Origin of the sequence: Pseudothioclava arenosa, from assembly GCF_002358085.1 — a bacterium.
GTDB lineage: Bacteria > Pseudomonadota > Alphaproteobacteria > Rhodobacterales > Rhodobacteraceae > Pseudothioclava > Pseudothioclava arenosa.
Genome location: NZ_NTJD01000003.1, coordinates 243,744 through 268,854 on the forward strand (window position 1 = coordinate 243,744; position 25,111 = coordinate 268,854).

A 25,111-nucleotide genomic window follows, 5' to 3' on the forward strand; every position below is an offset into this window, starting at 1 on the left:
CACAGGCACGACCGCGCCTATTTCACGCGGCGTCCAAGGCTTTTCTTTCTGCGCGCGGATGCGTAAAGGAAGAAAACATGACAGCGGGATGACCCCGCGCCAAGGAAGCGTGCATGAAGACCATCACCACCACCGAAGAACTGGCCGCCTTTTGCGAGAAGGCCAAGCAAGAGCCCTACGTCACCCTCGACACCGAATTCCTGCGCGAGCGGACCTATTGGTCCAAGCTGTGCCTCGTGCAGATGGCGCTGCCCAACAAGGGCAAGCAGGAGGGCGAGGCGGTCCTCGTCGATCCGCTGGTCAAGGATCTCTCGCTCGAGCCGCTCTATGACCTGTTCCGCCACCAGGCGACGGTGAAAGTGTTCCACGCGGCGCGGCAAGACCTCGAGATATTCTTCATCGAGGCGGGCGTCTTCCCCGATCCGCTGTTCGACACGCAGATCGCGGCGATGGTCTGTGGCTTTGGCGAGCAGGTCGGCTATGAGACGCTGGTGAAAAAGATCGCGCGGCAGTCGCTGGATAAAACCTCGCGCTTCACCGACTGGTCGCGCCGCCCGCTGACCGAGGCGCAGGCGAAATACGCGATCGCCGATGTGACGCATCTGCGCGTGATCTACGAATTCCTCTCTGCCGAGCTGCAGAAATCGGGCCGCGAGGCCTGGGTCATGGAAGAAGAGCAGATCCTGCTTTCGCCCGAGACCTACATCACCCGCCCGGAAGAGGCCTGGATGCGGGTCAAGACGCGCACCACCTCGGGGCGCTTCCTCGCCATCGTGCGCGAGCTTGCGCGCTTCCGCGAGGGCTATGCGCAAAACCGCAACATCCCGCGCTCGCGCATCTTCAAGGATGACGCGCTGCTGGAGCTGGCCTCGACCAAGCCCACGAGCTTCGAAGAACTGGGCAAGTCGCGGCTCCTGCTGCGCGAGGCGCGCCGGGGCGAGATTGCCGAAGGCATCCTGCAGGCGGTGAAAGAGGGACTGGAGCTGCCGCAGGACGCGCTGCCGAAGGTGTCCGAGGCCAGCACGCATCTGCAGGTGAACACGGCGCTGGCAGATCTGTTGCGCGTGCTTCTGAAGGCGAAAAGCGAAGAGGCGGGCGTGGCCGCCAAGCTGATCGCCAATGCCTCGGATCTGGACCGGATCGCGGCCGGCAAGCGCGATGTCGCGGCCCTGACCGGCTGGCGTCACGAGGTCTTCGGCAAGGACGCGCTGCGGCTTGCGCAGGGCGAGATCGCGCTGACCGCCAAGGGCGGCTCGGTGCGCGTGGTCGGCGTGTGACGGGCGCCGCGCCCGCAAGGTTCTATCTCTCGGGGCGGCTGCTCTGTGCGTCGTCTGACGAGGCGGAGATCGTGGCGCGCCATTTGACCGAACATATCTGCCTGTCGCGGGCCGAGTCGGGCTGTCTTTCGTTCGAGGTCACGCAAGAGGGCGATCCGCTGGTCTGGCGGGTCGAGGAATGTTTCACCGACCGCGCCGCCTTCGAGCTGCACCAAACACGCGCCCGCGCCTCGGACTGGGGCAGGGCGACGTCCGCGATCGCACGCGTCTATGAAAGCTGGGAAGCCCAAGCCGAAGACCCGGGCGCGGAGATCAGCGGCTGACCGAGCGGGCGTTATTCGCGCCTTCGACGACGATCTTGCTGACATCGGTAAGCCGCGCGTTGGTCAGGTAGGCCGCGACGGTCACCTCGCGCGAGGCTTCGGTCAGCACACGGTTCGCGGCGGGCGAGCCGGGCGGGGGTTCGGAAACCACGAAGCGATAGGTCACCACACCGTCTACCGGATAGCCGCTGTTCGCCGCGACCAGCTCGGCATCCCACCAACCCTGCGTCGGCGGCAGGCCCGCAGCCGAGATCACCGCGCCGGAATTGGTCTGCTTGATTTCCAGCCGGGTCACCTGCGCCACCGCGATGCGGTTGTCGCCCGCGGCCTTGGCATAGCCCTCTTCGGGCTCCAGCGTCGTCATCTCTTCTTCGGAATCGCCGAACCAGTTGAACGGGTTGAGCTTCGTCGTCTGCATCCAGCCGCAGCCCGACAGGGCGACCGACAGGGCGAGCATCGCAAGAAGAGGCGTGCGCATGGAATCTCCGTCTCAAACGGCGCCGGATCGCGCCTGCCTCTTGGGTAGCCGATTGCCGGGCTTTTGAAAAGCCGCGACTGGACATCGCCCGCCCGCTGGCGCTAGGCAGGGGCCAAGACAGCACGAAGGAGACCCCCATGGCCAGCGCCGCGTTCGAGGAAATCGCCGAGACCTTCGAATTTCTCGATGATTGGGAGGATCGCTATCGCCACGTGATCGAGCTGGGCAAGGAGCTGCCGCGGCTGGATGATGCGGTGAAGGTGCCTGCGACCAAGGTCGAGGGCTGCGCGAGCCAGGTCTGGCTCCTGCCGCGGATCGAGGGCACGGGGCCTGCGGCGCGCTTCGACTTTCAGGGCGAGTCGGATGCGATGATCGTGCAGGGGCTGATCGCGATCCTGCATGCGCTCTATTCCGGGCTCAGCGTCACCGAGGTGGGGGTGGTGGATGCACCCGCCGAACTGGCGCGGCTTGGCCTGAACGAGCATCTTTCGGCGCAACGCTCGAACGGGCTGCGCGCCATGGTCGAACGCATCCGCAAGCTCGCCAGCGAGGCGGCAGCTGCCTGACAACGGGGGCTGGGTCGCGGGCTTTGCGGACGGAGCTGCCGCCGAGCCATTGGTGGCGAATATCCGAAATGCGAAGTGATGAACCGCTCTATTCGCTTTCATTAAGGCTGATCACCTGTACCAGCTTCGCGTCCCGCGCCGTTGAAGACATCTCTGCGACCAGTAGTCGGGTTAGCCGCACGGACGGGTATCGGATTTTGGGAGCGGGATCTCGATCAGGCAGGTCGCGGGGAGTGTCATCATAGTTAATCGGCGCGTACACCAAGTGACGCGTTGCCATTGAATAGGGTCTCGAGCGATCCGGTTCGGGCAGGTACTTGATAAGTGCCTCAAACATGGGTTTGGACAAAATCAAAGACAGACGAAAGTGGCGCCCGTCCACCTCTGCCTTGAGCGCGGTGTCATAGTTCTGTTCCTCGGAGAATGAGGCGTGGCTCCGGCACGGAAATTTGCGTGCGTCTTCCTGAATGGAGAGTGCGGTTTCTCGATGCGCACGACGTGACCCCAATGCTTCTGCCAGTCCATCAGAGATGGCAGGATGATACTTGGAAGTAACCACGTATTTGTCCTTGAACCTTGGATCATAGGCGTAGGGACTGGGTTCTTTGCTGATGCCGGCTATCACGACCGCTCGTCCTTCGATGGTCGGGAGGTGTGTCGGCGTATGGTCAAATAGGGTCACCGTTGCCGGTGGTATCGCAGCTATGTCGGCGTCGATTTCCCGGATCGTCCTGTTCTTGTCGCTGATCCTCTGCTCGTCTTCAGTCCTCGGGCCCGGTAAGAACGCATCCCGCAAATATCCTCCCCAGCGTTCCTTAGTGGCCTGCTGTTCGGGTTTCGTGAAGCGCGACAAAATCGTGCTCCAGAAACGTCCCTTGTCGGGGCCATCTGTCAATCGAAGGTCTGGGATCTTTCGTGCAGCCAGCTCGCGCTCTCGCAGGAGGGAACTCAATCTCTTTTCATAATCCATGGCTGCATCTTGATTGAAGAATGTAGCAAATTTTGGACATGTGTGATTTGCGTGGCAACCGTTTGTTTGGGCTCAAAGCCGCCGTTCACGGCGTGCCGCGCGAAGGGGCGATTGGGGGATCGGCTCAGGCAGGCACCCGTTCATTGCCAGCCGAATGGCAAACCGATGCCATCTGGTGATCTGTTCGGAATTTCTGGCGAGGGGGGATGGAGCGGGTAGCGGGAATCGAACCCGCGCGTTCAGCTTGGGAAGCTGACAGGCTACCATTACATCATACCCGCAATGGCGTGCGCATCAGGTATGCGAAGCGCCCGCGCTCGTCAAGTCGCCGAATGCGGCTTAGCCGCGCCGCCTGCGCCGCCCGCCGCCCGCGCCGCCGTCTCCGCCCGTGTTGAAGCTGACCTCGGGCAGGGTGACGACCTTGGAGAGCTCGGGGAACGGGTCGGTCGCGTGGGGCAGGGCGTTGGCGGCCACGAAATGCTCCTGAAAGCGGGGCTCGATCGCGGTCTCGATCTTGGTGATGCGCTTGACCTGCCGCTCGATGTGGCGGCGCGCCTTGATCGAGCACAGCGCCATGCGCGCGCCCGTGCCCGCGGCATTCCCCGCCGAGCTGACCTGATCGAGCGGCACATCCGGGATCATCCCCAGAACCATCGCGTGTTTCGGGCTGATATGGGCGCCAAAGGCCCCGGCCAGCACCACGCGATCGACGCGCTCCACGCCCATCTCGTCCATCAAGAGCCGCGCACCCGCGTAAAGTGCCGACTTGGCCAACTGGATCGCGCGGATGTCGCCCTGCGTCACGGTGATGCGCGGGCCGGAGGGGCTGGCGTCGTGGATCACGTATTCATGCGTGCGCCCGGTCGCGGTCATGCGCGGGCTGCCGACCTGCTCGGCCGAGCCGATCAGCCCGGAGGCATCGACGATCCCCGCCATCCGCATCTCGGCCACCGCCTCGATTATCCCCGAACCGCAGATGCCGGTGATCTCGGGCGTGCCGAACTCCGGCGTGTCCGACCAGTGGTCGTTGCCGATGATGCGGAAACGCGGCTCCTTGGTGACAGGGTCGATCTCGATCCGCTCGATCGCGCCGGGCGCGGCGCGCTGGCCCGAGGAAATCTGCGCCCCTTCAAAGGCCGGGCCGGTAGGTGAGGAGCAGGCCAGAACCCGTTGATTATTCCCAAGAATGATCTCGGCATTGGTGCCGACGTCGACGATCAGAGAGAGGTCTTCTCGCGTCTCGGGCGCCTCCGAGAGCGCCACCGCCGCCGCATCCGCCCCGACATGGCCGGCGATCAGCGGCAGGATGTAGACCCGCGCCGCCGGGGCGATGCTGGTCAGCCCGATCTCCGTGGCGGCGAGCGCCAGCGCCTCCGAGGTGGCCAGCGCGAAGGGTGCCTGGCCCAGCTCGACCGGGTCGATGCCCAGCAGCAGATGGTGCATCACCGGATTGCAGACTACCGTCGCCTCGACGATCGCCTCGGGCTCGACGCCCGCCTCTTCGGCCAGGGCGCGCGCCAGATCCGCGAGCGCGGCCTGCACGGCGGCGGTCATCTCGGCCGCGCCGCCCGGATTCATCATCGCATAGCTCACCCGGCTCATCAGGTCTTCGCCAAAGCGGATCTGCGGGTTCATCAGTCCCGAACTCGCCAGCACCGCGCCATCCGTGAGGCTCACCAGATGCCCCGCGATCGTGGTCGAGCCAAGGTCGATCGCCAGCCCGTAAAGCGGCGCCTCGCGCAGCCCCGGCCAAACGGCCAGAACCTGCGGGGGGCGGCCATCGCGCGCGTCATGCACGGCCACGGTCGCCTGCCAGCCGCCCTTGCGCAGCACCGGCTGCAGCGTGCGCAACAGGGCGGGCGCGGCCTCGGCGCCTTCGATGCCCCAGTCGTCTTCGAGCACCCGCGCGAGGCGCTGGAAATCACCCGAGGGCTCGTCCATCCGCGGCTCGGGCACCTCGACGAACACCGCGCGCGTGGCCGGGTCCATCTCCATCGCGCGCTCGGTCGCGGATTTGCGGATCACCTGGCGATGCACCTGGCTTTCGGGCGGCACGTCGATCACCACATCGCTCTGGATGCAGGCCTGGCAGCCCAACCGCCGCCCCGGTTTCAGCCCGCGAATGCGGTCGTACCGCTCTTCCACCGCGTTGATCGGGGAAAGCGCATCGGGCGCGACGCTGAGGCCATGCTTGGGAAACTCCCCCACGCCCGGCGCGACCTGACATTTCGAGCAGATCCCGCGCCCGCCGCAGACCGAATCGAGATCGACCCCGAGCTTGCGCGCCGCCGCCAGCACCGAGGTGCCCTTGGCCACGCGGCCCCGCTTGCCCGAAGGGGTAAAGATCACCAGCGCGTCGTCGCTCATTCAGCTCTCCTGTCCGTTCCGCCCTTTCTAGGACGGGCCGCGCGCAAGGCAAAGACCGCAAGCGACCGCCGACCATGAGAAATCGTCATCAAGATGATGAAGGGCAGGGGGCGCTGCCCCCTCTGGCCTGCGGCCATTCACCCCCGGAGTATTTCGGGCTCAGTGAAAGGGCCCCTTCATTTTGCCGCAAATATCCCGGGGGGAGGCCGCAGGCCGGGGGGCCGCGCCCCCTCGCGCCCTTACCGCCCTTGCCGGCGCGCCATGAAGGCGAGGCGTTCGAAGAGATGGACGTCCTGCTCGTTCTTCAGCAACGCGCCATGCAGTTTCGGCAGCAGGTTCGCGCCCTCGCGTTTCAGATCCTCGGGATTGAGGTCTTCGGCCAGCAGGAGCTTCAGCCAGTCGAGCACCTCGGAGGTCGAGGGTTTCTTTTTCAGCCCCGGCGTTTCGCGGATGTCGTAGAACTCGCTCAGCGCCGCCGAAAGGAGCGCGGGCTTGATGCCGGGGAAGTGGACCTCGACGATGTCGCGCATCACGGCCGCCTCGGGGAACTTGATGTAATGGAAGAAACAGCGGCGCAGGAAGGCGTCGGGCAGTTCCTTTTCGTTATTCGAGGTGATGATGACCACGGGGCGCTGACGGGCGCGGATGGTTTCGCCGGTCTCGTAGACGTGGAACTCCATTTTATCGAGTTCCTGCAAGAGGTCGTTCGGAAACTCGATATCGGCCTTGTCGATCTCGTCGATCAGCAAGACGACCTTTTCGTCGGCCTCGAAGGCGTCCCAGAGCTTGCCCTTGCGAATGTAATTCTTGACGTCATTGACCCGCGCATCGCCCAGCTGGCTGTCGCGCAACCGGCTGACGGCATCGTATTCGTAAAGCCCCTGCTGCGCCTTGGTGGTCGACTTGATGTTCCATTCGACCATGCGCAGCCCGAGCGAGGTGGCGACCTGCTTGGCCAGCTCGGTCTTGCCGGTGCCCGGTTCGCCCTTGACCAGAAGCGGACGCTCCAGCGCCACGGCGGCGTTCACGGCAAGCGTCAGATCGGGCGGGGCAACGTAATCCTTGGTCGATTGGAAGCGCACGGGCAGGTCTCCGTAGGTTGAAGCGGCGCCACCCTAGCGGCGCCCTTCGCCCGCCGCAACCCGGGCGCAATGCGGGCGTTGCGGCAATCGGGGGCGTGACAACCCTCGCGCCATGCGGTATGGGAGCGCCCGAGAGTGCCCGTTTGCAGTTTTGTGATTGAGTGGGGCACATGAGGAAAGGGCGCCGGATGAAAGTCGAAACGTTTCTCCCCGATGATTACCGTCCCGCCGAGGACGAACCCTTCATGAACGAGCGTCAGCTCGAATATTTCCGCCGTAAGCTTCTGGCCTGGAAGGGCGAGCTGCTCGAACAATCCGCGGAGACCCTTGAAGGGCTGGCCGATTCGGCACGCAACGTTCCCGATCTGGCCGACCGCGCCAGCGAAGAGACCGACCGCGCGCTTGAGCTGCGCACCCGCGATCGTCAGCGCAAGCTGGTCGCCAAGATCGACAGCGCGCTGCGCCGCATCGACAATGGCGAATACGGTTATTGCGAAGTGACCGGCGAGCCGATCTCGCTCAAGCGCCTCGATGCGCGTCCGATCGCGACGATGACGCTGGAGGCGCAGGAGCGTCACGAGCGCCGCGAGCGCGTGCATCGCGACGACTGAGCCGCGCGCGGGCGGTTGATTTCGCTCAAGGACATTCCACACCGGCGCCCGCAAGGTGCCGGTGTTGTTGTTTGCGGGAGGGGGCAAAGGTGCTGATCGGCAAGCAGATCACGGTTCTGGGCGCGGGTGTCGCCGGGTTGACGGTGGCGCGTGCGCTCGCGCTGCGTGGAGCCGAGGTGACGGTGCTCGAACAGGCTGAGGCGATCCGCGAGGTGGGCGCCGGGCTGCAGATCTCGCCCAATGGCGCGCGCGTGTTGCATGCGCTGGGTCTTGGCGAGGCGCTGGCCAGGGCCGGGCCGCAGGCCGAAGCGGTCGAGCTGATCGACGGCGAGACCGAAACCTTGGTGGCGCGGCTCGACCTCGCGCGCCATCGCCCTGGCGCGGAATACCGGTTCCTGCATCGCGCGCGGCTGATCGACCTGCTGGCCGAGGGCGCGCGCGAGGCGGGCGTCCATATCCGGCTTTTGCAAAAGATCGACGCGGTCGATCTGTCTGGGCCGAAGCCGCGCCTGACCACGCATCAGGGCGCCACGATCGAATGTGATTTTCTGGTCGGCGCGGATGGGCTGCATTCGGTGCTGCGCAAGGCGCTGAACGGCGATGCGGCGCCCTTCTTTACCCACCAGGTTGCCTGGCGTGCGCTTGTCCCTGCGCGCGAGGACGAGCCGAACCGGGCGCAGGTCTTCATGGGGCCGGGGCGTCATCTGGTCAGCTATCCGCTCGGAAACGGGCTGCGCAACATCGTCGCCATCGAAGAGCGTCGCCGCTGGGTCGAGGAAAGCTGGACGCTGCATGACGATGCGCTGTCTCTGAAAACAGCCTTCGAGAGCTTTGGCCCGACCGTGCAGAACTGGCTCGACGAGGTGGAAAACCCGTGGCTCTGGGGTCTGTTCCGTCACCCCGTGGCCGATCATTGGTACGGGCGCCATTGCGCTATCCTGGGCGACGCCGCCCATCCGACGCTGCCCTTCCTCGCGCAGGGCGCGGTGATGGCGATCGAGGATGCCTGGGTGCTGGCCGAGTGCCTCGCAACCCATGACAGCGAAGAGGCCGCGCTGGCCGCCTATCAGGCCGCGCGCCGCCCGCGCACCGCGGCGATCGTCGAAACCGCGAACCAGAACGCGCGTAATTATCACCTGACCGGGATCAAGCGCATGGTCGCCCATCTGGGGCTGCGGATGGCCTCGCGGATGGCTCCCGCGCAACTTCTTGGCCGCTTCGACTGGGTCTATGGCCATGATGTGACGGCGGGCGCGGAGGGTTAAGCGCGGAGGGGGCGCTGCCCCCGCCCGTTCCGGGCCCCCCGGAGTATTTTTCGCTCGATGAAAGGGGCCGGGCTTTCATTTTGCCCGAAATATCCCGGGGTGAATGGCCGCAGGCCAGAGGGGCCGCGCCCCTCACGCTCAGGCGTCGAGTTCGATCCAGACCGGCACGTGATCCGAGGGTTTCTCGCGGGCGCGGATGTCCTTGTCGATACCCACGTCGCGTAGGAGATCCGCAGCTTGCGGGCTCAGCAGCAGGTGGTCGATGCGGATGCCGTTGTTCCGCTGCCAGGCGCCGGCCTGGTAATCCCAGAACGAGTAATGGCCGGGGCCGGGGACGCGGGTGCGGAAGGCCTCGGTATAGCCGAGGTTCAGGATGCGCCGGAAGGCCGCGCGGCTCTCGGGCAACGCGAGCGCATCTTCGCGCCAGGCTTCGGGTTTTGCGGCATCCTCGTCTTGCGGGATGATGTTGTAATCCCCCGCGAGGATCACCGGCTCTTCGCTGTCCAGCAGTGCCTCGGCATGGGCGCGCATCCGCTCCATCCAGGCGAGTTTGTAGTCGTATTTCGGGCCGGGCGCGGGGTTGCCGTTGGGCAGGTAGAGGCACGCCACACGCAGCGCGCGCTGCCCGATCACGGTGGCCTCGATCCAGCGGGCCTGTTCGTCCGTCTCGTCACCCGGCAGGCCGCGCGTGACGTCTTCAAGCGGCAGGCGCGAGAGGATCGCGACGCCGTTGAAGCTTTTCTGGCCATGGGTTTCGACGCGGTAGCCCATCTCTTCGAAGATTTCGCGCGGGAAACCCTCGTCGACGGATTTGATCTCTTGCAACAGCGCGACATCGGGCTCGGCCTCGCGCAGCCAGTCCTGCAGCGCTTCGAAGCGCGCCTTGATGCCGTTGATGTTGAAGGTCGCGATTTTCATGGGCACACTCCCGGTCAGGGTCGTGACGGGTGTAGCGGTTTTGCCGCGCCCGGAAAAGGGAATGCGGGAGAAAAGCGATGATCGTGCATCAGACATGCCCGGTGCTGCGCATCGAAGACGCGCGCGAAGCCCTTAATTTCTGGTGTGAAACCGCCGGTTTTGCCAAGGATTGGGAGCACCGTTTCGAGCCGGGCTTTCCGCTTTATGTGCAGGTGTCGCGCGGCGGGCTGGTGCTGCATCTGTCGCAGCATCAGGGCGATGCCCCGCCCGGCGGGCTGGTTTTCGTGCGCCTCGAAGGGCTGGCGGCGTTTTGCACCGAATTGCAGCAGGCCGGGCTGGCGGTCGCGATCAGGGATCAGGATTGGGGGCAGGAGATGGAACTGCGCGACCCGTTCGGCAACCGCATCCGCTTTTGCGAGACACCGCCGGCGGGCTGATCACATCGAAAACGAAATCCCGCAGCCGCAGCTCGCGCTCGCATTCGGGTTTTGCACCACGAAGCGCGCGCCGATCAGCTCGTCGGTGAAGTCGATCGTCGCGTTTTCCAGGAACGGCAGCGAGACCGGGTCGATCAGCACGCGCTGGCCCTGACCTTCGAGGATCAGGTCATCCTCTGCGGCGGCCTCTTCGAGCTTGAGGTCATATTGAAACCCCGAGCAGCCGCCGCCCTCGACGGCCACGCGCAGCGCGCGCGGCGCGGCGGCGCCGGTATTGATCTCGGCGAGCCGGGCGAAAGCGCGCGGCGTCACTTGCGGGGGCAGGGCAATGCTCATCACTCACCTGTTCTTTGCGTCACAATCCTATATAGAGGTGGAAAAAGGCGCCACAAGGCGCGCGTTAAGGATGTGAGGGACAGATCCTTGAGTTTGAAACCCTATGCCTGCCATCCGGAGGCAAGCCGCGGGCGCTTGTGTCACGAAAGCTATTCGACCTTTCGCTCGCCGTTTCAGCGCGATCGCGACCGGATCATCCATTCTTCGGCGTTCCGGCGGCTCAAGCACAAGACGCAGGTCTTCGTCGAGCACGAGGGCGATTATTATCGCACCCGGCTGACCCATACGATCGAGGTGGCGCAGGTGGCGCGCACGATCGCGGGGGCCTTGGGGCTGAACACGGATCTGGCCGAGGCGGTGGCGCTGGCACATGACCTTGGGCACCCGCCTTTTGGGCATACCGGCGAGGATGCGCTGGCGCTGCTGATGGAGCCTTACGGCGGGTTCGATCACAACGCGCAGGCGCTGCGCATCGTGACCAAGCTGGAAAAGCATTACGCCGATTTCGACGGGCTCAACCTGACCTGGGAGACGCTGGAGGGTATTGCCAAACACAATGGCCCGGCGATTTCCGACAAGGGCGGCTCGCACAGCTATCCCTCGCGCGACCAGCTGCCCTATGCGCTGGCCGAGGTCGATGCGATGTGGGACTTGGAACTGGACACCAATGCCTCGGCCGAGGCGCAGGTGGCGGCGGTCGCCGATGATGTGGCCTATAACCACCACGATCTGCATGACGGGCTGCGCGCAGGGCTGTTCGACGAGGCCGACCTGATGGAGCTGCCGACGATCGGCGAGTGTTTCCGCGCGGTCGACCAGATCTATCCCGGCCTCGATCCGATGCGGCGCCGCCACGAGGCGCTGCGGCGCGTCTTTGGCGTGATGGTCGAGGATGTGATCGCGGTGGCGCAGAACCGGCTGATCTCGCTCAATCCGCAAAGCGTCGACGACATTCGCGCGATGGAGGGGCCGATCATCCGGTTCTCAAAGCCGCTCTATCAGAACATCAAGGCGATCAAGGGCTTCCTGTTCACGCGGATGTATCGCGCGCCCACCGTGGTGGTCGAGCGCAAGCGCGTGACGCAGATGGTAAACGCGCTGTTCCCGCTGTTCCTTGACCAGCCCGAGCTGCTGCCCGAGGACTGGCACGACGAGGTCGCGCGGGCCCGGGCGAAGGGCAACGAGGGGCGGACCGAGCTGGCGCGGGTCGTGCTGGATTACGTGGCCGGGATGACCGACCGCTTCGCGATCCAGGAATACCACCGCCTCATCGACCCCGATCTGTAAGCGCGGAGCGCAGGGCACAAAAAAAGGGCGCGGAAATTGCGCCCTTTTGTTTGTCTGGCTAGACCTTGGCTCAGCCGCCCATGCGGCGGAAGCTGGTGCGGTTGTCGGGGCCCAGCCCGAGCCAGCCCGCGATCGTCGCCGAAATCTGCGCGACATTGGCCTTGCGCTGGGTCTTGCCCTGCGCCTGTTCCTGCGCGCCGGCTGCGCCGGTCAAGGCGGGCGCATCGGCACGGATCAGTTGATCGGGAACGAGGACGGCGCCGGTGCGGGCGTCCACGATCCGCGCCACGAAGGCGATGTCATAGACGCCGGTGCCGGCGGGTGCCGAGTAGCGCGATTTCATGTTGAGTGCGTGGAATTTCTGCACCACGGCCTCAATGCGGACCGGGGTCGCGCCGCGCAGACCCGAGGCGCCGGCAGAGATGCCCTCTTCGAAGATCGCCTTGACCTGCGCCCGGCGATCGCCCGCGGGCTCCTCGACCCAGACGATATCCGCCTTGGGCACATAGACTGTTTCGCTTTCGGAAACAGTCAGCGTATTCGGCACGGTCACCGAAACGGCTGCGAGCCGGAAATTCGCGGCCGGGGCTGCGACGGGGGTGTAGCTGGTTTCCCAATTGCCGCCGCCACAGGCCGCGAGGCCGAGGGTCGCCGCAATGAGAAGGAGGCTGTTGCGCCGCGTAAGCATGGGCAGGGCACCTTTCACTCAAGAGGAGTTTGGCCGAGTCCTAGCGTAATTTCATTGAAAATACATGGGAATTTTGGGATGTTTCTCCCAAAATGCGAACAATTGACGTGAGGGTCAGCGTCTGTCACGCCGGCGGCAACGGCGCGCCGGCGTCGAGCCCCTGATCCATCATCGCGGCGCGGGCAGATTCGACTCGGGCCCAGATCGCGGGGTCGGTGCTTTCGCCCTGCCAGACGCCGGTCAGCGCGAATGCCACGCGCGGCGCGCGGCGCGCCTGATCTTCGAGCCGGTCGATGACGGCCGCGCCATGCTGCGCGATCAGCTCTTCGAGCGGGCCCGCCGCCAGAAGCCCGACCTGCCAGGGCGTCTCGGCCTTGCGGATCGCGCGCAGCAGGAAGGCCAGCAGCACCTCGGGATGGGCGTCGAGTTCGAAGACGCAGAGGTCCGACCAGGTCGGCTCCTCGGGGTCGCCCTGATCCTCGCGGTGATCGGCGAGCCACAGATCGGCCAGCGCCTCGACGCTGTGCAGGCCCTCGGGCGCACCAGCGGCCTCGGCCAGACGGGTCACCAGATCGGGCGGCAGCGGCGTCACTGCATCATCTCCTTGGTGGCCGAGAGCGTCACGCCCTCGTAATCGCGCACGACCCGGTCGATGTCCCATTGCAGGCGGGTGAGGAAGACGATGTCGCCGTCGTGGTCGGTCGAGATATGCTGCTTGTTGGCGTTCACCAGTTTCTCGACCAGGTCCTTCGGCCCCTGCACCCAGCGCGCCGAGGTGAATTGCGTGGGCTCGAAGCGCACCGGGATGCCGTATTCGATCTCGATCCGCGAGGCGAGCACGTCGAATTGCAGCGCGCCGACGACGCCGACGATGAAGCCCGAGCCGATCGAGGGTTTGAACACCTTGGCCGCGCCCTCTTCGGCGAATTGCATCAGCGCCTTTTCGAGGTGCTTGCCCTTCATCGGGTCGGTCGCGCGCACCGCCTGCAGCAGTTCGGGCGCGAAGCTCGGGATGCCGGTGAAGCGCAGCGTCTCGCCCTCGGTCAGCGCGTCGCCGATGCGCAGTTGCCCGTGGTTCGGGATGCCGATGATGTCGCCGCCCCAGGCCTCGTCGGCCAGTTCACGGTCGGCGGCGAGGAACAGCACCGGGTTCGACACCGCCATCGGTTTCTTGGTGCGCACATGCATCAGCTTCATGCCACGGGTGAAATGCCCCGAGACCATACGCACGAAGGCCACGCGGTCGCGGTGTTTCGGGTCCATGTTGGCCTGCACCTTGAAGACGAAGCCGGTGACCTTTTTTTCGCCCGGCGCCACGGCGCGCTCGGCGGCTTTTTGTACCTGCGGCTCGGGGCCAAACTCGCCGATCCCGTCCATCAGCTCCTTGACGCCGAAGCTGTTGATCGCCGAGCCGAACCAGATCGGGGTCATGTGGCCCTCAAGGAAGGCCTGACGGTCGAAGGTGGGCAGCAGTTCGCGCGCCATCTCCAGCTCTTCGCGCAGCTGCGCGAGCTGGGCGGCGGGCACGTGATCGGCCAGCTTGGGGTCGTCGAGACCGGTGATCTTGATCGATTCCGCGACCTTGTTGCGATCGGCGCGGTCCATGATTTCAAGCCGGTCATGCAGCAGGTCATAGGCGCCGACAAAGTCGCGCCCCATCCCGATCGGCCAGGACACCGGCGCCACGTCGATCGCCAGGTTCTCCTGAATCTCGTCGATGATTTCGAACGTGTCGCGGGATTCGCGGTCCATCTTGTTACAGAAGGTCAGGATCGGCAGATCGCGCAGGCGGCAGACCTCAAAGAGCTTGCGGGTCTGGCTTTCGACGCCCTTCGCCCCGTCGATCACCATGATCGCCGCATCCACCGCCGTCAGCGTGCGATAGGTGTCTTCGGAAAAGTCCGAGTGGCCGGGCGTGTCGACGAGGTTATAGCGGAACCCCTTGTATTCGAAGGACATCGCCGAGGCCGAGACCGAGATGCCCCGGTCCTGTTCGAGCTTCATGAAGTCCGAGCGCGTGCGCCGCGCCTCGCCCTTGGCGCGCACCTGGCCAGCCATCTGGATCGCGCCCCCGAACAGGAGGAACTTTTCCGTCAGCGTGGTTTTTCCGGCGTCGGGGTGCGAGATGATCGCAAAGGTCCGGCGGCGGGCGATTTCGGCGGGCAGGGCGGCGGTCTGGGTCATGGGCGCCCTTTACCGCGCGGGCGCGCGCGGAGCAATGGGCTTGCGTGGGGGCGGCGTGCGCACCTAGTCCTCGCGGGGGCGAAACAGGGTCTCGCGCCCGATCCGGTCGAGCAGGTCACGCCCGGCCTCGGTGCCGAAATGCGGGCGATGGGCCAGGCCCGGCAGTCGCTCGGCGATCTTGCCGCGTAATTCCTCGGGCAAAAGCGATAGCGTCGCCTCGTTCACCATCAGGCTTTCGCAGGGGATGCCCTCGGCATAGATGATCTCGTGATTGTCGAAGACCAGCGCGTAATAATCGACCGTGCCGCCCTCGCGCCGCCAGATATGTTCGCCATCGACCAGATGTTTAGCCTGCACGAGGATTTCGGACGTATCCGCGATGCGACGCGCGCCGCTCCGGTAAAGAAACACCCGGTGATGGGGCGAGACCACCAGATCGCCGTCATTGCCCAGCGTTCCGGCCGAGATCACCACCGGCGCGAAGCTGCCGCGCGCGCGCATCGTGGCCTTCGCCACCAGCCGCAGCGGTTGCGTGCCGGAATCGCGGGTCAGGATGCGGTCGCCGGGCTTCAGCGCCTCGATCGGGCGTTGCGCGCCGCCGGCGAGGGTGATCATCGTGCCCGTGGTGAAGGCTACGCAGACCAGATCGCTCAGCATCACCTCACCGGGTTTCTCGAAGGCCTCGATCAGCGTGTAGTCGATCCGCGCCGCGATCGGCGACAGTGGCATCGCCAGCAGCGCGCCGCTGGCCTCGTGGCGCAAAAGCAGCATGTCGACCGCCTCGCCCTCGGGGTCCATGAAGACATGGCGCGAGACGAAAGCCAGCGCGTCGCCCGGCTCGCCGAAATCCGATCCGGCAGCAAGGCGCGGTGGGCTGGCCTGCGGATCCAGCCAGAGCCGCAGCGCCTGCGCGCCGAGCTCGAGTTGATAGATGTCGCCCGGCTGGCACGCCTCGGCGGGCCCCAGCCCGTCGCCCTGATTGGCCCCGGCCGTGACCCAGAACAGCTCCGCGTCATAGACGTGGATTGGGCGGGGCGGCGGGGAAGGCGGGTGTTCGGACATTTCTACTATTGGCAAAGCGTGGCGATGTGCCCAGAGACACTAGCTCTGTTCCGGTTAAGGAAGCTTTTCGTTTGCGTCAAGAAAGGCCTCGGCCCGCAGGAGCATTTACCGGGGCGGATGCCGGCTGCGTCAGTCCGGGCGCTTGCACCGGCAGGCCGGGCCTGCTATCCGGGGCAAAACGCCTGAGCGATTTGATCGGATAACGCGTGACGCCTGCCCAGACCTCTCCTGCCCCCAGTTCCGCGCCCCGCAAGGCCGAGCCGCCGCGCCTCGAGGTGCAGGGGCTCAAGCGCGTGTTCGACGGGCAGATGGTGGTGGATGACGTGTCCTTCTCGATCCCGGCGGGGCAGGTGACCTGCCTGCTCGGCCCCTCGGGCTGCGGCAAATCGACGACGCTCAGGATGATCGCCGGTGTCGACATGCAGGACGAGGGCAAGATCTTCGTCGATGGCAGCTTGGTCTGCGACACCGTGTTCCGTATCCCGCCCGAGCGCCGCGCCATCGGCCTGATGTTTCAGGATTTCGCGCTGTTCCCGCATCTGTCGGTCGCCGATAACGTGGCTTTCGGGCTCAAGGGCTCCAAGGCCGAAAAGCGCGCGCGCGTCGAAGACCTGCTTGAACGCGTGCACCTCGCCAAGCATATCGACAACTTCCCCCACGCGCTCTCGGGCGGCGAGCAGCAGCGCGTGGCGCTCGCCCGCGCGCTCGCCCCGAGCCCGCGCATCCTGCTGATGGACGAGCCGTTTTCGGGCCTTGACGAGCGTCTGCGCGACGGTATCCGCGACGAGACGCTCGCGCTTCTGAAAGAGGAGGGCACCGCCGTGCTCCTGGTCACGCATGAGCCGCATGAGGCGATGCGCATGGCCGACGAAATCCTCTTGATGCGTGGCGGCAAGATCGTCCAGCGCGGCGCGCCCTACAACCTCTATAACGCGCCGGTGGACCGCGCCGCCGCCGCCTTCTTCAGCGATATCAACGTGCTGCAAAGCACGGTGCAAGGGGCGCTGACGGCGACGCCCTTCGGCGACTTCCTGATGCCGGGCCATCCCGACGGCACGCAGGTCGATATCGTGATCCGCCCGCAGCACCTCAAGATCGACTTCGACCGCAACGGACGTGGCCCGAACCCGACGGTGCAAGACGGCACGCCCGCGCGCGGCGTGGTCGAGCGTGCGCGCTTCATGGGCCGCGAAAGCCTGGTGGAGTTCCGCATGGATTTCGACGGATCGATCCTGCGCGTGACCGTGCCCAATGTGTTCCTGCCGAAACCCGGCACGCCGATGTGGCTGATGATCCGCCGCGATCGCTGCTTCGTGTTCCCGCGCAAATAACCCGCGCTTTCATTTTGCCGGAAATATCCCGGGGGTGAATGGCCGGAGGCCAGAGGGGGCAGCGCCCCCTTACCCCTCTTGCCGCCCGGCGCGACCGCCGCGGCGCTTTTGCAGCCGGGGCGCGCGGTCGGGCAGGGCGTCCATGATCGCGCGGCGCTCAGAAGGCGCCATGCGTGACCAGCCGGTGATCTCGGCGATGCTGCGATAGCAGCCGACACAGATCTTTTCCTCGGGATGGATCGCGCAGAGCTTGACGCAGGGGCTCTCGATCTCGTCGCGTTTCCAGATCTCGTCGCTCATTCGGCGCGCCCCAGATAGCCCAGCCGGTCCAGCGCGCCCTGCAGGATGAACCCCGCCGCGACATGGTCGATACGCTCGGCGCGTTGCTTGCGCGAGAGGTCCGCCTCCAGCATCGCGCGCTCTGCGGCGACGGTTGAGAGCCGTTCGTCCCAGAAAGCGATCGGCAGCGGCGTCAGCTTTTCGAGGTTGCGCGCAAAGGCCCGCGTCGATTGGCAGCGCGGCCCTTCCGAGCCGTCCATGTTCATCGGCAGTCCCAGCACCAGCCCGCAGATCGCGCGCTCCGAGGTGATCTTGAGCAGCGCCTCGGCGTCGAGGGTGAATTTCTGGCGCCGGATCGTCGAAAGCGGCGTCGCGACCGAGCGGAACCCGTCCGAGACCGCGACGCCGATGGTTTTCGTGCCAAGGTCCAGCCCCGCCAGCGCGCCGGTGGCGGGCAGGGCGGCGGCGAATTCCTCGATCGTGGCGCAGATCACTCGGCGATCCCCGCATTGGCGGCGGCTTCACGGACGAGGGCCAGCTCGCCCTCGTTGCCCGCCAGTGCGGATTTGGCCTTGGCGTAGATCTCGGTGGCGCGTTCGGCCTGGCCCAGCGTTGCCAGAGACGACACCGCGCGGCCCCATTCGGCGCCCGAGCCGCCCTCGGACTCGAGCCGGTCCACCAGACCGTTGACCATGCCGAGGATCATCTCCTGGCGTTCTTCCGGGGTCATCTCTTCGGCGGCCTGCACCTGCTCGGCGGTCGGGCCCGGCGCATCGGCGTCACCTGTGCCCGGCCATCCTTCTTCGGCAGCCAGGCGCACGGTTTCGAGCATCTCGGGACGGTCGGCAAAGACCTTCTGCGCTTCGCCCCAGACCGCATCCGCACGCTCGCCCTGACCCAGCAGCTTGAGCCCGGCGATGAGCATCGCCCAGTCTTCGGGCGCGCCGCCTTCGGCCGCCATCTTGTCGTTCAGCGCCGCGAGTTTCGGGCCAAGGATCGCCTGACGCGCCTGCATCATCGGCGCGCGCGCCGCCTGCTGCAGATCGGCGATCGTGGGGGCGCCAGCTTGCGGCTCGGGCGGGGTGTAATTGCGCTCACCCGCGATCCAGGCGAGTTCCCCGATATTGGCCATGATCATCGGCACCCAGGGGTCGTCGGCCTTGGACAGGCGCAGGAGCGTATCCCAGATGTCAAAGGCGCGGTCGCCGCGCGCGTTCTGCGCCATCATCAGGCCCAGATAGTAGAGCGCGAGCCCGTTCTTCGGGTCTTTTTCCAAAGCGGAGGCAAAGGCTTGCTCGGCTTCGGCGGTGATCAACCCGCCCGCCGCGACGACCTGCAATTCGCCGAGCGTGGCGTAATCTTCGGCATCCGCTGCGTCGCCTTTGACCGCGATCAGGCGGCGCTGGGTTTCCCAGCCGGCGCGGAAATTGCCCACGGCCGCCTCGTTGCGGGCCAGCAGTTCAAGTCCGCGGATTTCGTTCGGGCGCTCGGCCACGGCCTGACGCAGACGCTCCATCAGCGCATCCACCTGCGGATCGGCCTCGGGTTGCGGGGCATCGGCGCGCTTGGCGGCGGCGTCTTTCTCGGCCTCGTCCTGCGAGGGGCGGCTTTCATAGATTTCATCGGCCATGGCGAGGCGGCTCGAAACCGGCAGGTCTTCGTAGCCCGGCGCGCCGAGGCGTTGATACAGCAGGAAGGCCCCGCCCATCGTCGCGGCAACAAGCACAAGCCCTGCGATCAGCGCGCCTTGCGGGGCGCGGGGCGCGGCGGCTTCGGCCTTCATCACGCGGTCGGCTTCCAGCATACGGCGCGAGATTTCGAGCTTCGCGCGCTCGGCTTCCTCGGAGCCGACGACACCGCGCGCGGCGTCTTTCTCGATCTCGGCGAGCTGGTCGCGATAGACCTGCAGGTCATAGGCGGCCCCCGAAGTTGCATCGGCGCCCCGGCGCAGCAGCGCGAGGACGAACAGGGCGGCAACAAGTACGACCAGCGCAGTGGTCAAGATCCAGAAAAGCATGGTGTCTCCTACTCCTTGGCGACCCATTTAGGCGGATTGGGCCGGGGGGGGAAGTCTCAACCGCGTGAGCGGGCGCATTGTCGCGGCTCGATGTCGGTTTTTTCCCTCGAATGCCGCTTAGGGGTGGAAATCGAGCGCCGGGCGGGTCCATCAATCAGTAAAGTCCCGCGCTGTCCGGATTCGGCGCAGCCTCGGGGCAGGCGCGCGCAACGGAGGGCCAGATGGGCATGAGACGTTATTCGATGTTTGCCGTGGCACGCGAGGCCTTGCGCTTTCACGCCGGATGGGAACGCGCCTGGAAAAGCCCCGAACCGAAAAGCCATTACGACGTGATCGTCGTCGGCGCGGGCGGGCATGGCCTCGCCACTGCCTATTACCTCGGCAAGGTTCATGGCATCCGCAATGTCGCGGTGATCGAAAAAGGCTGGCTGGGCGGCGGCAACACCGGGCGCAACACCACGATCATCCGCTCGAACTACCTGCAGGACCCGTCAGCGGCGATCTACGAAAAGGCGCGCTCGCTCTACGAGGATCTCTCGCAGGACCTGAATTACAACGTGATGTTCTCGCCGCGCGGGCTTTTGATGCTGGCGCAATCCGAGCATGAACGCCGCGGCTATCAGCGCACCGTCTACGCCAACAACCTGCAAGGCATCGAGACCGAGTGGATCACCCCGCAGAAGGTGAAGGAACTGGTGCCGATCCTGAATATCGAGGGGCCGCGCTACCCGGTTCTGGGCGCGCTGTATCAGGAACGCGGCGGCACCGCGCGCCATGACGCGGTGGCCTGGGGCTATGCGCGGGGCTGCTCGGCGATGGGGATGGACATCATCCAGCAATGCGAAGTCACCGGCGTGCGCACCGAAGGTGGCAAGGTTGTCGGCATCGACACCACCAAGGGCGCGATCGGCTGCTCCAAGCTCGCGATGGTCGTCGCGGGCCATTCGAGCGTGCTGGCCGAGATGGCGGGCTTCCGGCTGCCGATTGAATCGATGGCGCTGCAGGCCTGGGTCTCGGAGCCGATCAAGCCCGCGATCGACGTGGTGGTGATGGCGAACCTCGTGCATGGCTACATGTCGCAATCCGACAAGGGCGAGCTGGTGATCGGCGGCGGCACCGACGGGTTCAACAACTACACTCAGCGCGGCTCGTGGCATCACGTCGAGGAAACCACCCGCGCTCTGGTCGAGACCTTCCCGATCATCTCGCGGCTCAAGATGCTGCGCCAATGGGGCGGCATCGTCGACATGACGGGCGATCGCTCGCCCATTCTGTCGAAAACCCCGGTCGAGAATATCTTTGTCAACTGCGGCTGGGGCACGGGCGGCTTCAAGTCGATTCCGGGGTCGGGCTGGGCGATGGCGGAACTTGTCGCCAAGGGCGAACCGGGGCCGCTGGCCGCCGAATTCGGGCTGATCCGTTTCCGCGAAGGCCGCTTCATCGACGAGAGCGTGGCGGCGGGGGTGGCGCATTGATGTCAGTCGCGCCAGTAATCCCATTTCGCGCCGCCACCCTTGGCGCGATTGTTGGTGTCGTCGGGGGGCGTGCGAAAGCCTCGCCAGACCAGAAGGCTGGCCACTGCGAGCATCCCGCCCAAGATCGCGATACCCCCCCAGAATCCCATGCGCGTCACCTCCGTGCTCAATCCAAGATGGGGACGCACGGCTACCCTGAAAAGGGGCTCGTCGAAGGTTTCATCGAGCTTGAAATACTCCGGGGGAGCCCGCAGGGCGGGGGCGGAGCCCCCTCTTGCCGCGCCCTCTCCATCCGAAAGGTCCGCTGACATGCTGATACTCCATTGTCCCTATTGCGGCGTCGATGCCGAGGAATCCGAGCTCGCCCCGGGCGGCGAGGCGCATCTGAAGCGGTTCGGGCCGGGCTCGTCGGACGAAGACTTCGAGGCCTATATGTTCGCGCGCAAGAACCCCAAGGGCGTGCATTTCGAACGTTGGCGCCATGCCTATGGCTGCGGCAAGTGGTTCCTGGCCGCGCGCTGCACCGCGACGCTTGAGGTGTTCGGCACCTACAAGGCGCAGAACCCGCGCCCGCATCCTGACATCGTCGCTGCCGTGAAGGCGAAGCGACCCGGCTGGGAGGGCTGGAAATGAGCCTGCGTCTGACCAAAGGCGGCCGCCTGATCGACCGCTCGAAACCGCTTGGCTTCCGCTTCAACGGCCAGCCGATGCATGGCTTTGCCGGTGACACGCTGGCCTCGGCGCTTCTGGGCGCGGGGCAGGCGATGGTGGGCCGCTCGTTCAAATATCACCGCCCGCGCGGCATCGTCGCCTCGGGCGTCGAAGAGCCGAACGCGCTGTTGGGTCTGGGCACGGGGGCGCGGTTCGAACCCGACCAGCGCGCCACCACGACCGAACTCTTTGAAGGCGCCACCACCACCAGCCAGAACCACTGGCCGAGCCTCAAGTTCGACGTGGGCGCGATCAACGACAAACTCTACCGGTTGTTCCCGGCGGGGTTCTACTACAAGACCTTCATGTTCCCGCGCTTTGCCTGGAAACATGTCTTCGAGCCGATCGTGCGGCAATCGGCGGGGCTTGGCGAAGTGCCGAAAGATGCCGATGTGGACCGTTACGAGCAGGCCTATGGCTATTGCGACGTGCTGGTCGCGGGTGGCGGTGTCGCGGGTCTTGCGGCGGCGCTTGAGGCCGGACGCAAGGGCCAGCGCGTGATCGTTCTTGAACAGACCCCGCATTGGGGTGGGCGCGCGATGGTCGATGGCGGCCAGATCGACGGCCATGACGCGGCCGACTGGGTCGCGGCGGCGCTGGCCGAGCTGAAGGCGATGGCGAATGTCTCGCTGCGCAACCGCACGATGGTGTCGGGGGTCTTCGATCATGGCTATGTGATCGGCTATCAGCGCGTCGGTGACGCCGAGCCGGGCAGCGACAAGCCGCGCCATCGGCTGTGGCGCATTCGCGCAGGGCAGATCGTGGTCGCGTCGGGCGCGATCGAGCGGCCGATTTCCTTTGCGGGCAATGACCTGCCGGGCGTGATGCTGGCAGGGGCGGTGCGCGATTACATCATGAACTGGGCAGTGGCGCCGGGGCAACGCCTCGTGGTCGTGACCAACAATGACGACGCCTATCGCACCGCTCTGGCCGCGCTCGATGCGGGGCTTGAGGTGGCTGGTGTGGTCGATGCGCGTGAAGCCGCGAGTGGCCCGCTGATCGACGCGGTGAAGGCGCGCGGCGTCCGGGTCTACGAAGGCCACGGGATTGCCAAGGTCAAGGGCCGCGCCGAAGTCACCGGGGTCGAGCTGTGCCGTCAGGCCGGTGAAGGCACGGTGGTGATGGAGCTGGCCTGCGACGCGGTGGCGATGTCGGGCGGCTGGTCTCCGGCGGTGCACCTGTGGTCGCATTGCGGCGGCAAGCTCTTTTGGGACGAGGCGGCGGTGATGTTCCGCCCCGATCATGCCCGCCCGCCGACCGGCGCCGATGGCGAGGCGATGGCGCGGATCGTCGGTGCGGCCGACGGCAAGCTGCGTCTGTGCGAGATCATGGAAGAGTTCGGCCTTGGCGCCGTTGCCGACGAGGAAAGCGCGATCGAGCCGGTCTGGCTGATGCCTGCGCGCGCGCCCGATGCGCTGCGCTTCAAGGCCTTCCTCGATTACCAGAACGACGTGAAAGTCTCCGACGTGCAGCTGGCTGCGCGCGAGGGCTATGAATCGGTCGAACATACCAAGCGCTACACCACGCTCGGCATGGCGACGGATCAAGGTAAGCTGAGCAATATCAATGGCTTGGCGATCCTGTCGGATGCGCTGGGGCGGCCGATCCCGGCCACCGGCACGACCACCTTCCGCCCGCCCTACACGCCGATCAGCTTCGGCGCGATCACCGGCGAGGCGCGCGGCGAGCTGTTCCAGCCGCTGCGGCGCACGCCCATTCAGGGTTGGCACGCGGCGCGCGGCGCGCATTGGGAACCCGTCGGCCAATGGCGCCGCCCCTATTGCTACCCGCGTTCGGGCGAGGCGCATGGCGATGCCGTCAAGCGCGAGATCCTGACCACCCGCGAAAAGGTGGGGATGCTCGACGCCTCAACGCTGGGCAAGATCGTGGTCAAGGGGCCCGATGCGGGGCGCTTCCTCGACATGCTCTACACCAACCTGATGAGCACCCTTCCGGTCGGCAAATGCCGCTACGGGCTGATGTGCAACGAGAACGGCTTCCTGATGGATGACGGGGTGGTGGTGCGTCTGTCGGAAGACAGCTGGCTGTGCCACACCACCTCGGGCGGGGCTGATCGCATCCACGGCTGGATGGAAGACTGGCTGCAATGCGAATGGTGGGACTGGAAGGTTTACACCGCCAACCTCACCGAGCAATTCGCGCAGGTCGCGGTGGTCGGCCCGAAGGCGCGCGCGGTGCTGGAAAAGCTGGGCGGCATGGATGTCTCGAAAGAGGCGCTGCCCTTCATGACCTATGTCGAGGGCGAGCTGGGCGGCTTCCGGGCCCGCGTGTTCCGGATCTCCTTCTCGGGCGAGCTGAGCTATGAAATCGCGGTGCCGACCAGCGAAGGCCTTGCCTTCTGGGAGGCCGTGGCCGAGGCGGGCGCCGAATTCGGCATCACGCCTTACGGCACCGAGGCGCTGCACGTGATGCGCGCCGAGAAGGGCTTCATCATGATCGGCGACGAGACCGACGGTACCGTGATCCCGCAGGATCTGGGGCTGGGCTGGGCGATCTCGAAGAAGAAAGAGGATTATCTCGGCAAGCGCGCGCAGCAACGCTCGTACATGACCGACCCCGATCGCTGGAAGCTGGTGGGGCTGGAAACGCTCGATGGTTCGGTGCTGCCCGATGGCGTCTATGCGGTCGACGCAGGCCACAACGCGAACGGCCAGCGCAATGTGCAGGGCCGCGTGACCTCGACCTATTTCTCGCCGACGCTGGGTAAGGGCATCGCCATGGGCCTCGTGCGGCGTGGGCCGGACCGGATGGGCGAGGTGCTCGACTTCCCGGGCGATAACGGCGCCATCCACAAGGCGCGGATCGTCGATCCGTGCTTCTACGACAAGGAAGGGGAGAAGGCCAATGTCTGAGGCGGTATCCGCGCTGGGCGGGAAATCGGTCAAGGGCTTTGCCGATGTGGCCGAAGCAGGGCTGGTCGGCATGGTCACGATCCGCGCCGATCTGGGCACGAAGGCGCTGGCCAAGGCGCTGAAGGCGCTGGGCCTGCCGGTGCCGGGCCAACGCCGGATCGAAAGCGCCGAGGGGCGCCAGATCGCCTGGATGAGCCCCGACGAGCTTTTGCTGATCTGCGCCTATGCCGAAGCACCCGCGCTGGTCGCGCAGCTCTCGGAGGCGCTGGCGAAAGAGCATGCGCTGGTGGTCGATGTCTCGGACGCGCGCGCGCTGTTCCGGGTGAACGGCACCAAGGCGGATCAGGTGCTGACCAAGCTCTGCCCGGTCGATTTCGCGCTCTTGCCCGACGGAGAGATCCGCCGCACCCGCGCGGCGCAGGTGGCGGTCGCGCTCTGGCGCTCGGACGAGGCCGAGATCTCGCTGATCTGTTTCCGCTCGGTCGCGGGCTATGTGTTTGACCTGCTCGAGGTCTCGGCGCGCAAGGGGGGCGAGCTGTCCTGATCCCTTGCTTGCGGTGCCTGCCGATTTGCG

The 25,111-nt window shown here is 65.9% G+C and carries 26 protein-coding genes and 1 tRNA gene; 12 read left to right on the plus strand and 15 right to left on the minus strand.

The window, feature by feature from the left end:
* The first annotated feature begins 113 nt into the window (after nucleotides 1-113).
* On the plus strand, nucleotides 114-1,277 hold the full coding sequence (gene rnd, locus CLN94_RS05475; RefSeq protein WP_096431956.1) for a ribonuclease D: 1,164 nt from the start codon (nucleotides 114-116) through the stop codon (nucleotides 1,275-1,277).
* Nucleotides 1,274-1,600 carry a putative quinol monooxygenase gene (locus tag CLN94_RS05480; protein WP_096431958.1) on the plus strand — a complete coding sequence of 109 codons (327 nt, stop codon included), beginning with the start codon at nucleotides 1,274-1,276 and terminating at the stop codon, nucleotides 1,598-1,600. The genes rnd and CLN94_RS05480 overlap by 4 nt, the downstream gene beginning before the upstream one ends.
* Here CLN94_RS05480 and CLN94_RS05485 read toward each other — a convergent pair.
* Nucleotides 1,590-2,078: a hypothetical protein gene (locus tag CLN94_RS05485; RefSeq protein ID WP_096431960.1), complete on the minus strand. Its 489-nt coding sequence runs from the start codon at nucleotides 2,076-2,078 to the stop codon at nucleotides 1,590-1,592. The genes CLN94_RS05480 and CLN94_RS05485 overlap by 11 nt on opposite strands.
* Before the next feature lie 137 nt (nucleotides 2,079-2,215).
* Between CLN94_RS05485 and CLN94_RS05490 the strand changes: the two genes are divergently transcribed.
* Nucleotides 2,216-2,644, plus strand: coding sequence for a SufE family protein (locus CLN94_RS05490; RefSeq protein ID WP_096431962.1), 429 nt, complete (start codon nucleotides 2,216-2,218; stop codon nucleotides 2,642-2,644).
* Between the two features lie 88 nt (nucleotides 2,645-2,732).
* On the opposite strand, the gene CLN94_RS05495 is transcribed toward CLN94_RS05490, so the two are convergent.
* The 4 genes from CLN94_RS05495 to CLN94_RS05510 form a co-directional block, all read right to left on the minus strand.
* Nucleotides 2,733-3,614, minus strand: a complete 882-nt coding sequence (locus CLN94_RS05495; protein ID WP_096431964.1) for a hypothetical protein — start codon at nucleotides 3,612-3,614, stop codon at nucleotides 2,733-2,735.
* A 207-nt stretch (nucleotides 3,615-3,821) separates the two neighbouring features.
* A tRNA-Gly gene (locus tag CLN94_RS05500) sits at nucleotides 3,822-3,895 on the minus strand.
* 58 nt (nucleotides 3,896-3,953) lie between these two features.
* Nucleotides 3,954-5,981 (minus strand): ASKHA domain-containing protein, encoded by a 2,028-nt coding sequence (locus CLN94_RS05505; protein WP_096431966.1) that lies wholly within the window; start codon nucleotides 5,979-5,981, stop codon nucleotides 3,954-3,956.
* A gap of 239 nt (nucleotides 5,982-6,220) precedes the next feature.
* A complete protein-coding gene (locus CLN94_RS05510) occupies nucleotides 6,221-7,063 on the minus strand; it encodes an AAA family ATPase (RefSeq protein WP_096431968.1) in 843 nt (280 codons plus the stop codon).
* Nucleotides 7,064-7,251: 188 nt separating this feature from the next.
* Here CLN94_RS05510 and dksA point away from each other — a divergent pair, with 188 nt between their 5' ends.
* Together dksA and CLN94_RS05520 are read left to right on the plus strand one after the other, a co-directional pair.
* A complete protein-coding gene (gene dksA / locus CLN94_RS05515; RefSeq protein WP_096431970.1) occupies nucleotides 7,252-7,674 on the plus strand; it encodes an RNA polymerase-binding protein DksA in 423 nt (140 codons plus the stop codon).
* An 89-nt stretch (nucleotides 7,675-7,763) separates the two neighbouring features.
* Nucleotides 7,764-8,939: an FAD-dependent monooxygenase gene (locus tag CLN94_RS05520; RefSeq protein ID WP_096432227.1), complete on the plus strand. Its 1,176-nt coding sequence runs from the start codon at nucleotides 7,764-7,766 to the stop codon at nucleotides 8,937-8,939.
* 138 nt (nucleotides 8,940-9,077) lie between these two features.
* On the opposite strand, the gene xth is transcribed toward CLN94_RS05520, so the two are convergent.
* The gene (gene xth, locus CLN94_RS05525) at nucleotides 9,078-9,857 is read right to left on the minus strand and encodes an exodeoxyribonuclease III (RefSeq protein WP_096431972.1); all 780 of its coding nucleotides are present in this window, start codon (nucleotides 9,855-9,857) and stop codon (nucleotides 9,078-9,080) included.
* Between the two features lie 77 nt (nucleotides 9,858-9,934).
* Here xth and CLN94_RS05530 point away from each other — a divergent pair, with 77 nt between their 5' ends.
* Nucleotides 9,935-10,294 (plus strand): glyoxalase superfamily protein, encoded by a 360-nt coding sequence (locus CLN94_RS05530; RefSeq protein WP_096431974.1) that lies wholly within the window; start codon nucleotides 9,935-9,937, stop codon nucleotides 10,292-10,294.
* Here the strand turns inward: CLN94_RS05530 and CLN94_RS05535 are convergent, their stop codons facing one another.
* Nucleotides 10,295-10,630 carry a HesB/IscA family protein gene (locus CLN94_RS05535; RefSeq protein ID WP_179300241.1) on the minus strand — a complete coding sequence of 112 codons (336 nt, stop codon included), beginning with the start codon at nucleotides 10,628-10,630 and terminating at the stop codon, nucleotides 10,295-10,297.
* An 87-nt stretch (nucleotides 10,631-10,717) separates the two neighbouring features.
* Between CLN94_RS05535 and CLN94_RS05540 the strand changes: the two genes are divergently transcribed.
* Nucleotides 10,718-11,917 carry a deoxyguanosinetriphosphate triphosphohydrolase gene (locus CLN94_RS05540; protein ID WP_179300242.1) on the plus strand — a complete coding sequence of 400 codons (1,200 nt, stop codon included), beginning with the start codon at nucleotides 10,718-10,720 and terminating at the stop codon, nucleotides 11,915-11,917.
* 70 nt (nucleotides 11,918-11,987) lie between these two features.
* Here the strand turns inward: CLN94_RS05540 and CLN94_RS05545 are convergent, their stop codons facing one another.
* The 4 genes from CLN94_RS05545 to CLN94_RS05560 all read right to left on the minus strand — a co-directional run bounded on the left by CLN94_RS05545 (nucleotide 11,988) and on the right by CLN94_RS05560 (nucleotide 15,851).
* Nucleotides 11,988-12,605, minus strand: coding sequence for a DUF6778 family protein (locus CLN94_RS05545; protein WP_143598878.1), 618 nt, complete (start codon nucleotides 12,603-12,605; stop codon nucleotides 11,988-11,990).
* Nucleotides 12,606-12,729: 124 nt separating this feature from the next.
* Nucleotides 12,730-13,197, minus strand: coding sequence for a DUF6869 domain-containing protein (locus CLN94_RS05550; protein ID WP_096431980.1), 468 nt, complete (start codon nucleotides 13,195-13,197; stop codon nucleotides 12,730-12,732).
* A complete protein-coding gene (locus CLN94_RS05555; protein ID WP_096431982.1) occupies nucleotides 13,194-14,789 on the minus strand; it encodes a peptide chain release factor 3 in 1,596 nt (531 codons plus the stop codon). The genes CLN94_RS05550 and CLN94_RS05555 overlap by 4 nt, the downstream gene beginning before the upstream one ends.
* A gap of 63 nt (nucleotides 14,790-14,852) precedes the next feature.
* Nucleotides 14,853-15,851 (minus strand): Hint domain-containing protein, encoded by a 999-nt coding sequence (locus CLN94_RS05560; RefSeq protein ID WP_096431984.1) that lies wholly within the window; start codon nucleotides 15,849-15,851, stop codon nucleotides 14,853-14,855.
* Between the two features lie 308 nt (nucleotides 15,852-16,159).
* On the opposite strand from CLN94_RS05560, the gene CLN94_RS05565 reads away from it, so the two are divergent.
* Nucleotides 16,160-17,182: an ABC transporter ATP-binding protein gene (locus CLN94_RS05565; RefSeq protein ID WP_096432231.1), complete on the plus strand. Its 1,023-nt coding sequence runs from the start codon at nucleotides 16,160-16,162 to the stop codon at nucleotides 17,180-17,182.
* Nucleotides 17,183-17,251: 69 nt separating this feature from the next.
* Here CLN94_RS05565 and CLN94_RS05570 read toward each other — a convergent pair whose 3' ends face one another.
* The 3 genes from CLN94_RS05570 to ccmI are packed head-to-tail and all read right to left on the minus strand — an operon-like array spanning nucleotide 17,252 to nucleotide 19,478.
* Nucleotides 17,252-17,482, minus strand: a complete 231-nt coding sequence (locus CLN94_RS05570) for a DUF1289 domain-containing protein (RefSeq protein ID WP_096431986.1) — start codon at nucleotides 17,480-17,482, stop codon at nucleotides 17,252-17,254.
* Nucleotides 17,479-17,955, minus strand: coding sequence for a Holliday junction resolvase RuvX (gene ruvX / locus CLN94_RS05575; protein WP_096431988.1), 477 nt, complete (start codon nucleotides 17,953-17,955; stop codon nucleotides 17,479-17,481). Before ruvX ends, CLN94_RS05570 begins: the two co-directional genes overlap by 4 nt.
* Nucleotides 17,952-19,478 (minus strand): c-type cytochrome biogenesis protein CcmI, encoded by a 1,527-nt coding sequence (gene ccmI / locus CLN94_RS05580; RefSeq protein ID WP_096431990.1) that lies wholly within the window; start codon nucleotides 19,476-19,478, stop codon nucleotides 17,952-17,954. Before ccmI ends, ruvX begins: the two co-directional genes overlap by 4 nt.
* A gap of 227 nt (nucleotides 19,479-19,705) precedes the next feature.
* Between ccmI and CLN94_RS05585 the strand changes: the two genes are divergently transcribed.
* Nucleotides 19,706-20,953 carry a sarcosine oxidase subunit beta family protein gene (locus CLN94_RS05585; RefSeq protein WP_096431992.1) on the plus strand — a complete coding sequence of 416 codons (1,248 nt, stop codon included), beginning with the start codon at nucleotides 19,706-19,708 and terminating at the stop codon, nucleotides 20,951-20,953.
* Between the two features lie 2 nt (nucleotides 20,954-20,955).
* On the opposite strand, the gene CLN94_RS13950 is transcribed toward CLN94_RS05585, so the two are convergent.
* The gene (locus CLN94_RS13950) at nucleotides 20,956-21,102 is read right to left on the minus strand and encodes a hypothetical protein (RefSeq protein ID WP_179300243.1); all 147 of its coding nucleotides are present in this window, start codon (nucleotides 21,100-21,102) and stop codon (nucleotides 20,956-20,958) included.
* Between the two features lie 160 nt (nucleotides 21,103-21,262).
* Here CLN94_RS13950 and CLN94_RS05595 point away from each other — a divergent pair, with 160 nt between their 5' ends.
* The 3 genes from CLN94_RS05595 to CLN94_RS05605 are packed head-to-tail and all read left to right on the plus strand — an operon-like array spanning nucleotide 21,263 to nucleotide 25,081.
* Nucleotides 21,263-21,586 carry a sarcosine oxidase subunit delta gene (locus tag CLN94_RS05595; RefSeq protein ID WP_096431996.1) on the plus strand — a complete coding sequence of 108 codons (324 nt, stop codon included), beginning with the start codon at nucleotides 21,263-21,265 and terminating at the stop codon, nucleotides 21,584-21,586.
* Complete coding sequence (locus CLN94_RS05600) at nucleotides 21,583-24,537, plus strand: sarcosine oxidase subunit alpha family protein (protein WP_096431998.1); 2,955 nt, start codon at nucleotides 21,583-21,585, stop codon at nucleotides 24,535-24,537. Before CLN94_RS05595 ends, CLN94_RS05600 begins: the two co-directional genes overlap by 4 nt.
* Nucleotides 24,530-25,081, plus strand: coding sequence for a sarcosine oxidase subunit gamma (locus CLN94_RS05605; protein ID WP_096432000.1), 552 nt, complete (start codon nucleotides 24,530-24,532; stop codon nucleotides 25,079-25,081). The genes CLN94_RS05600 and CLN94_RS05605 overlap by 8 nt, the downstream gene beginning before the upstream one ends.
* Nucleotides 25,082-25,111: the final 30 nt, after the last annotated feature.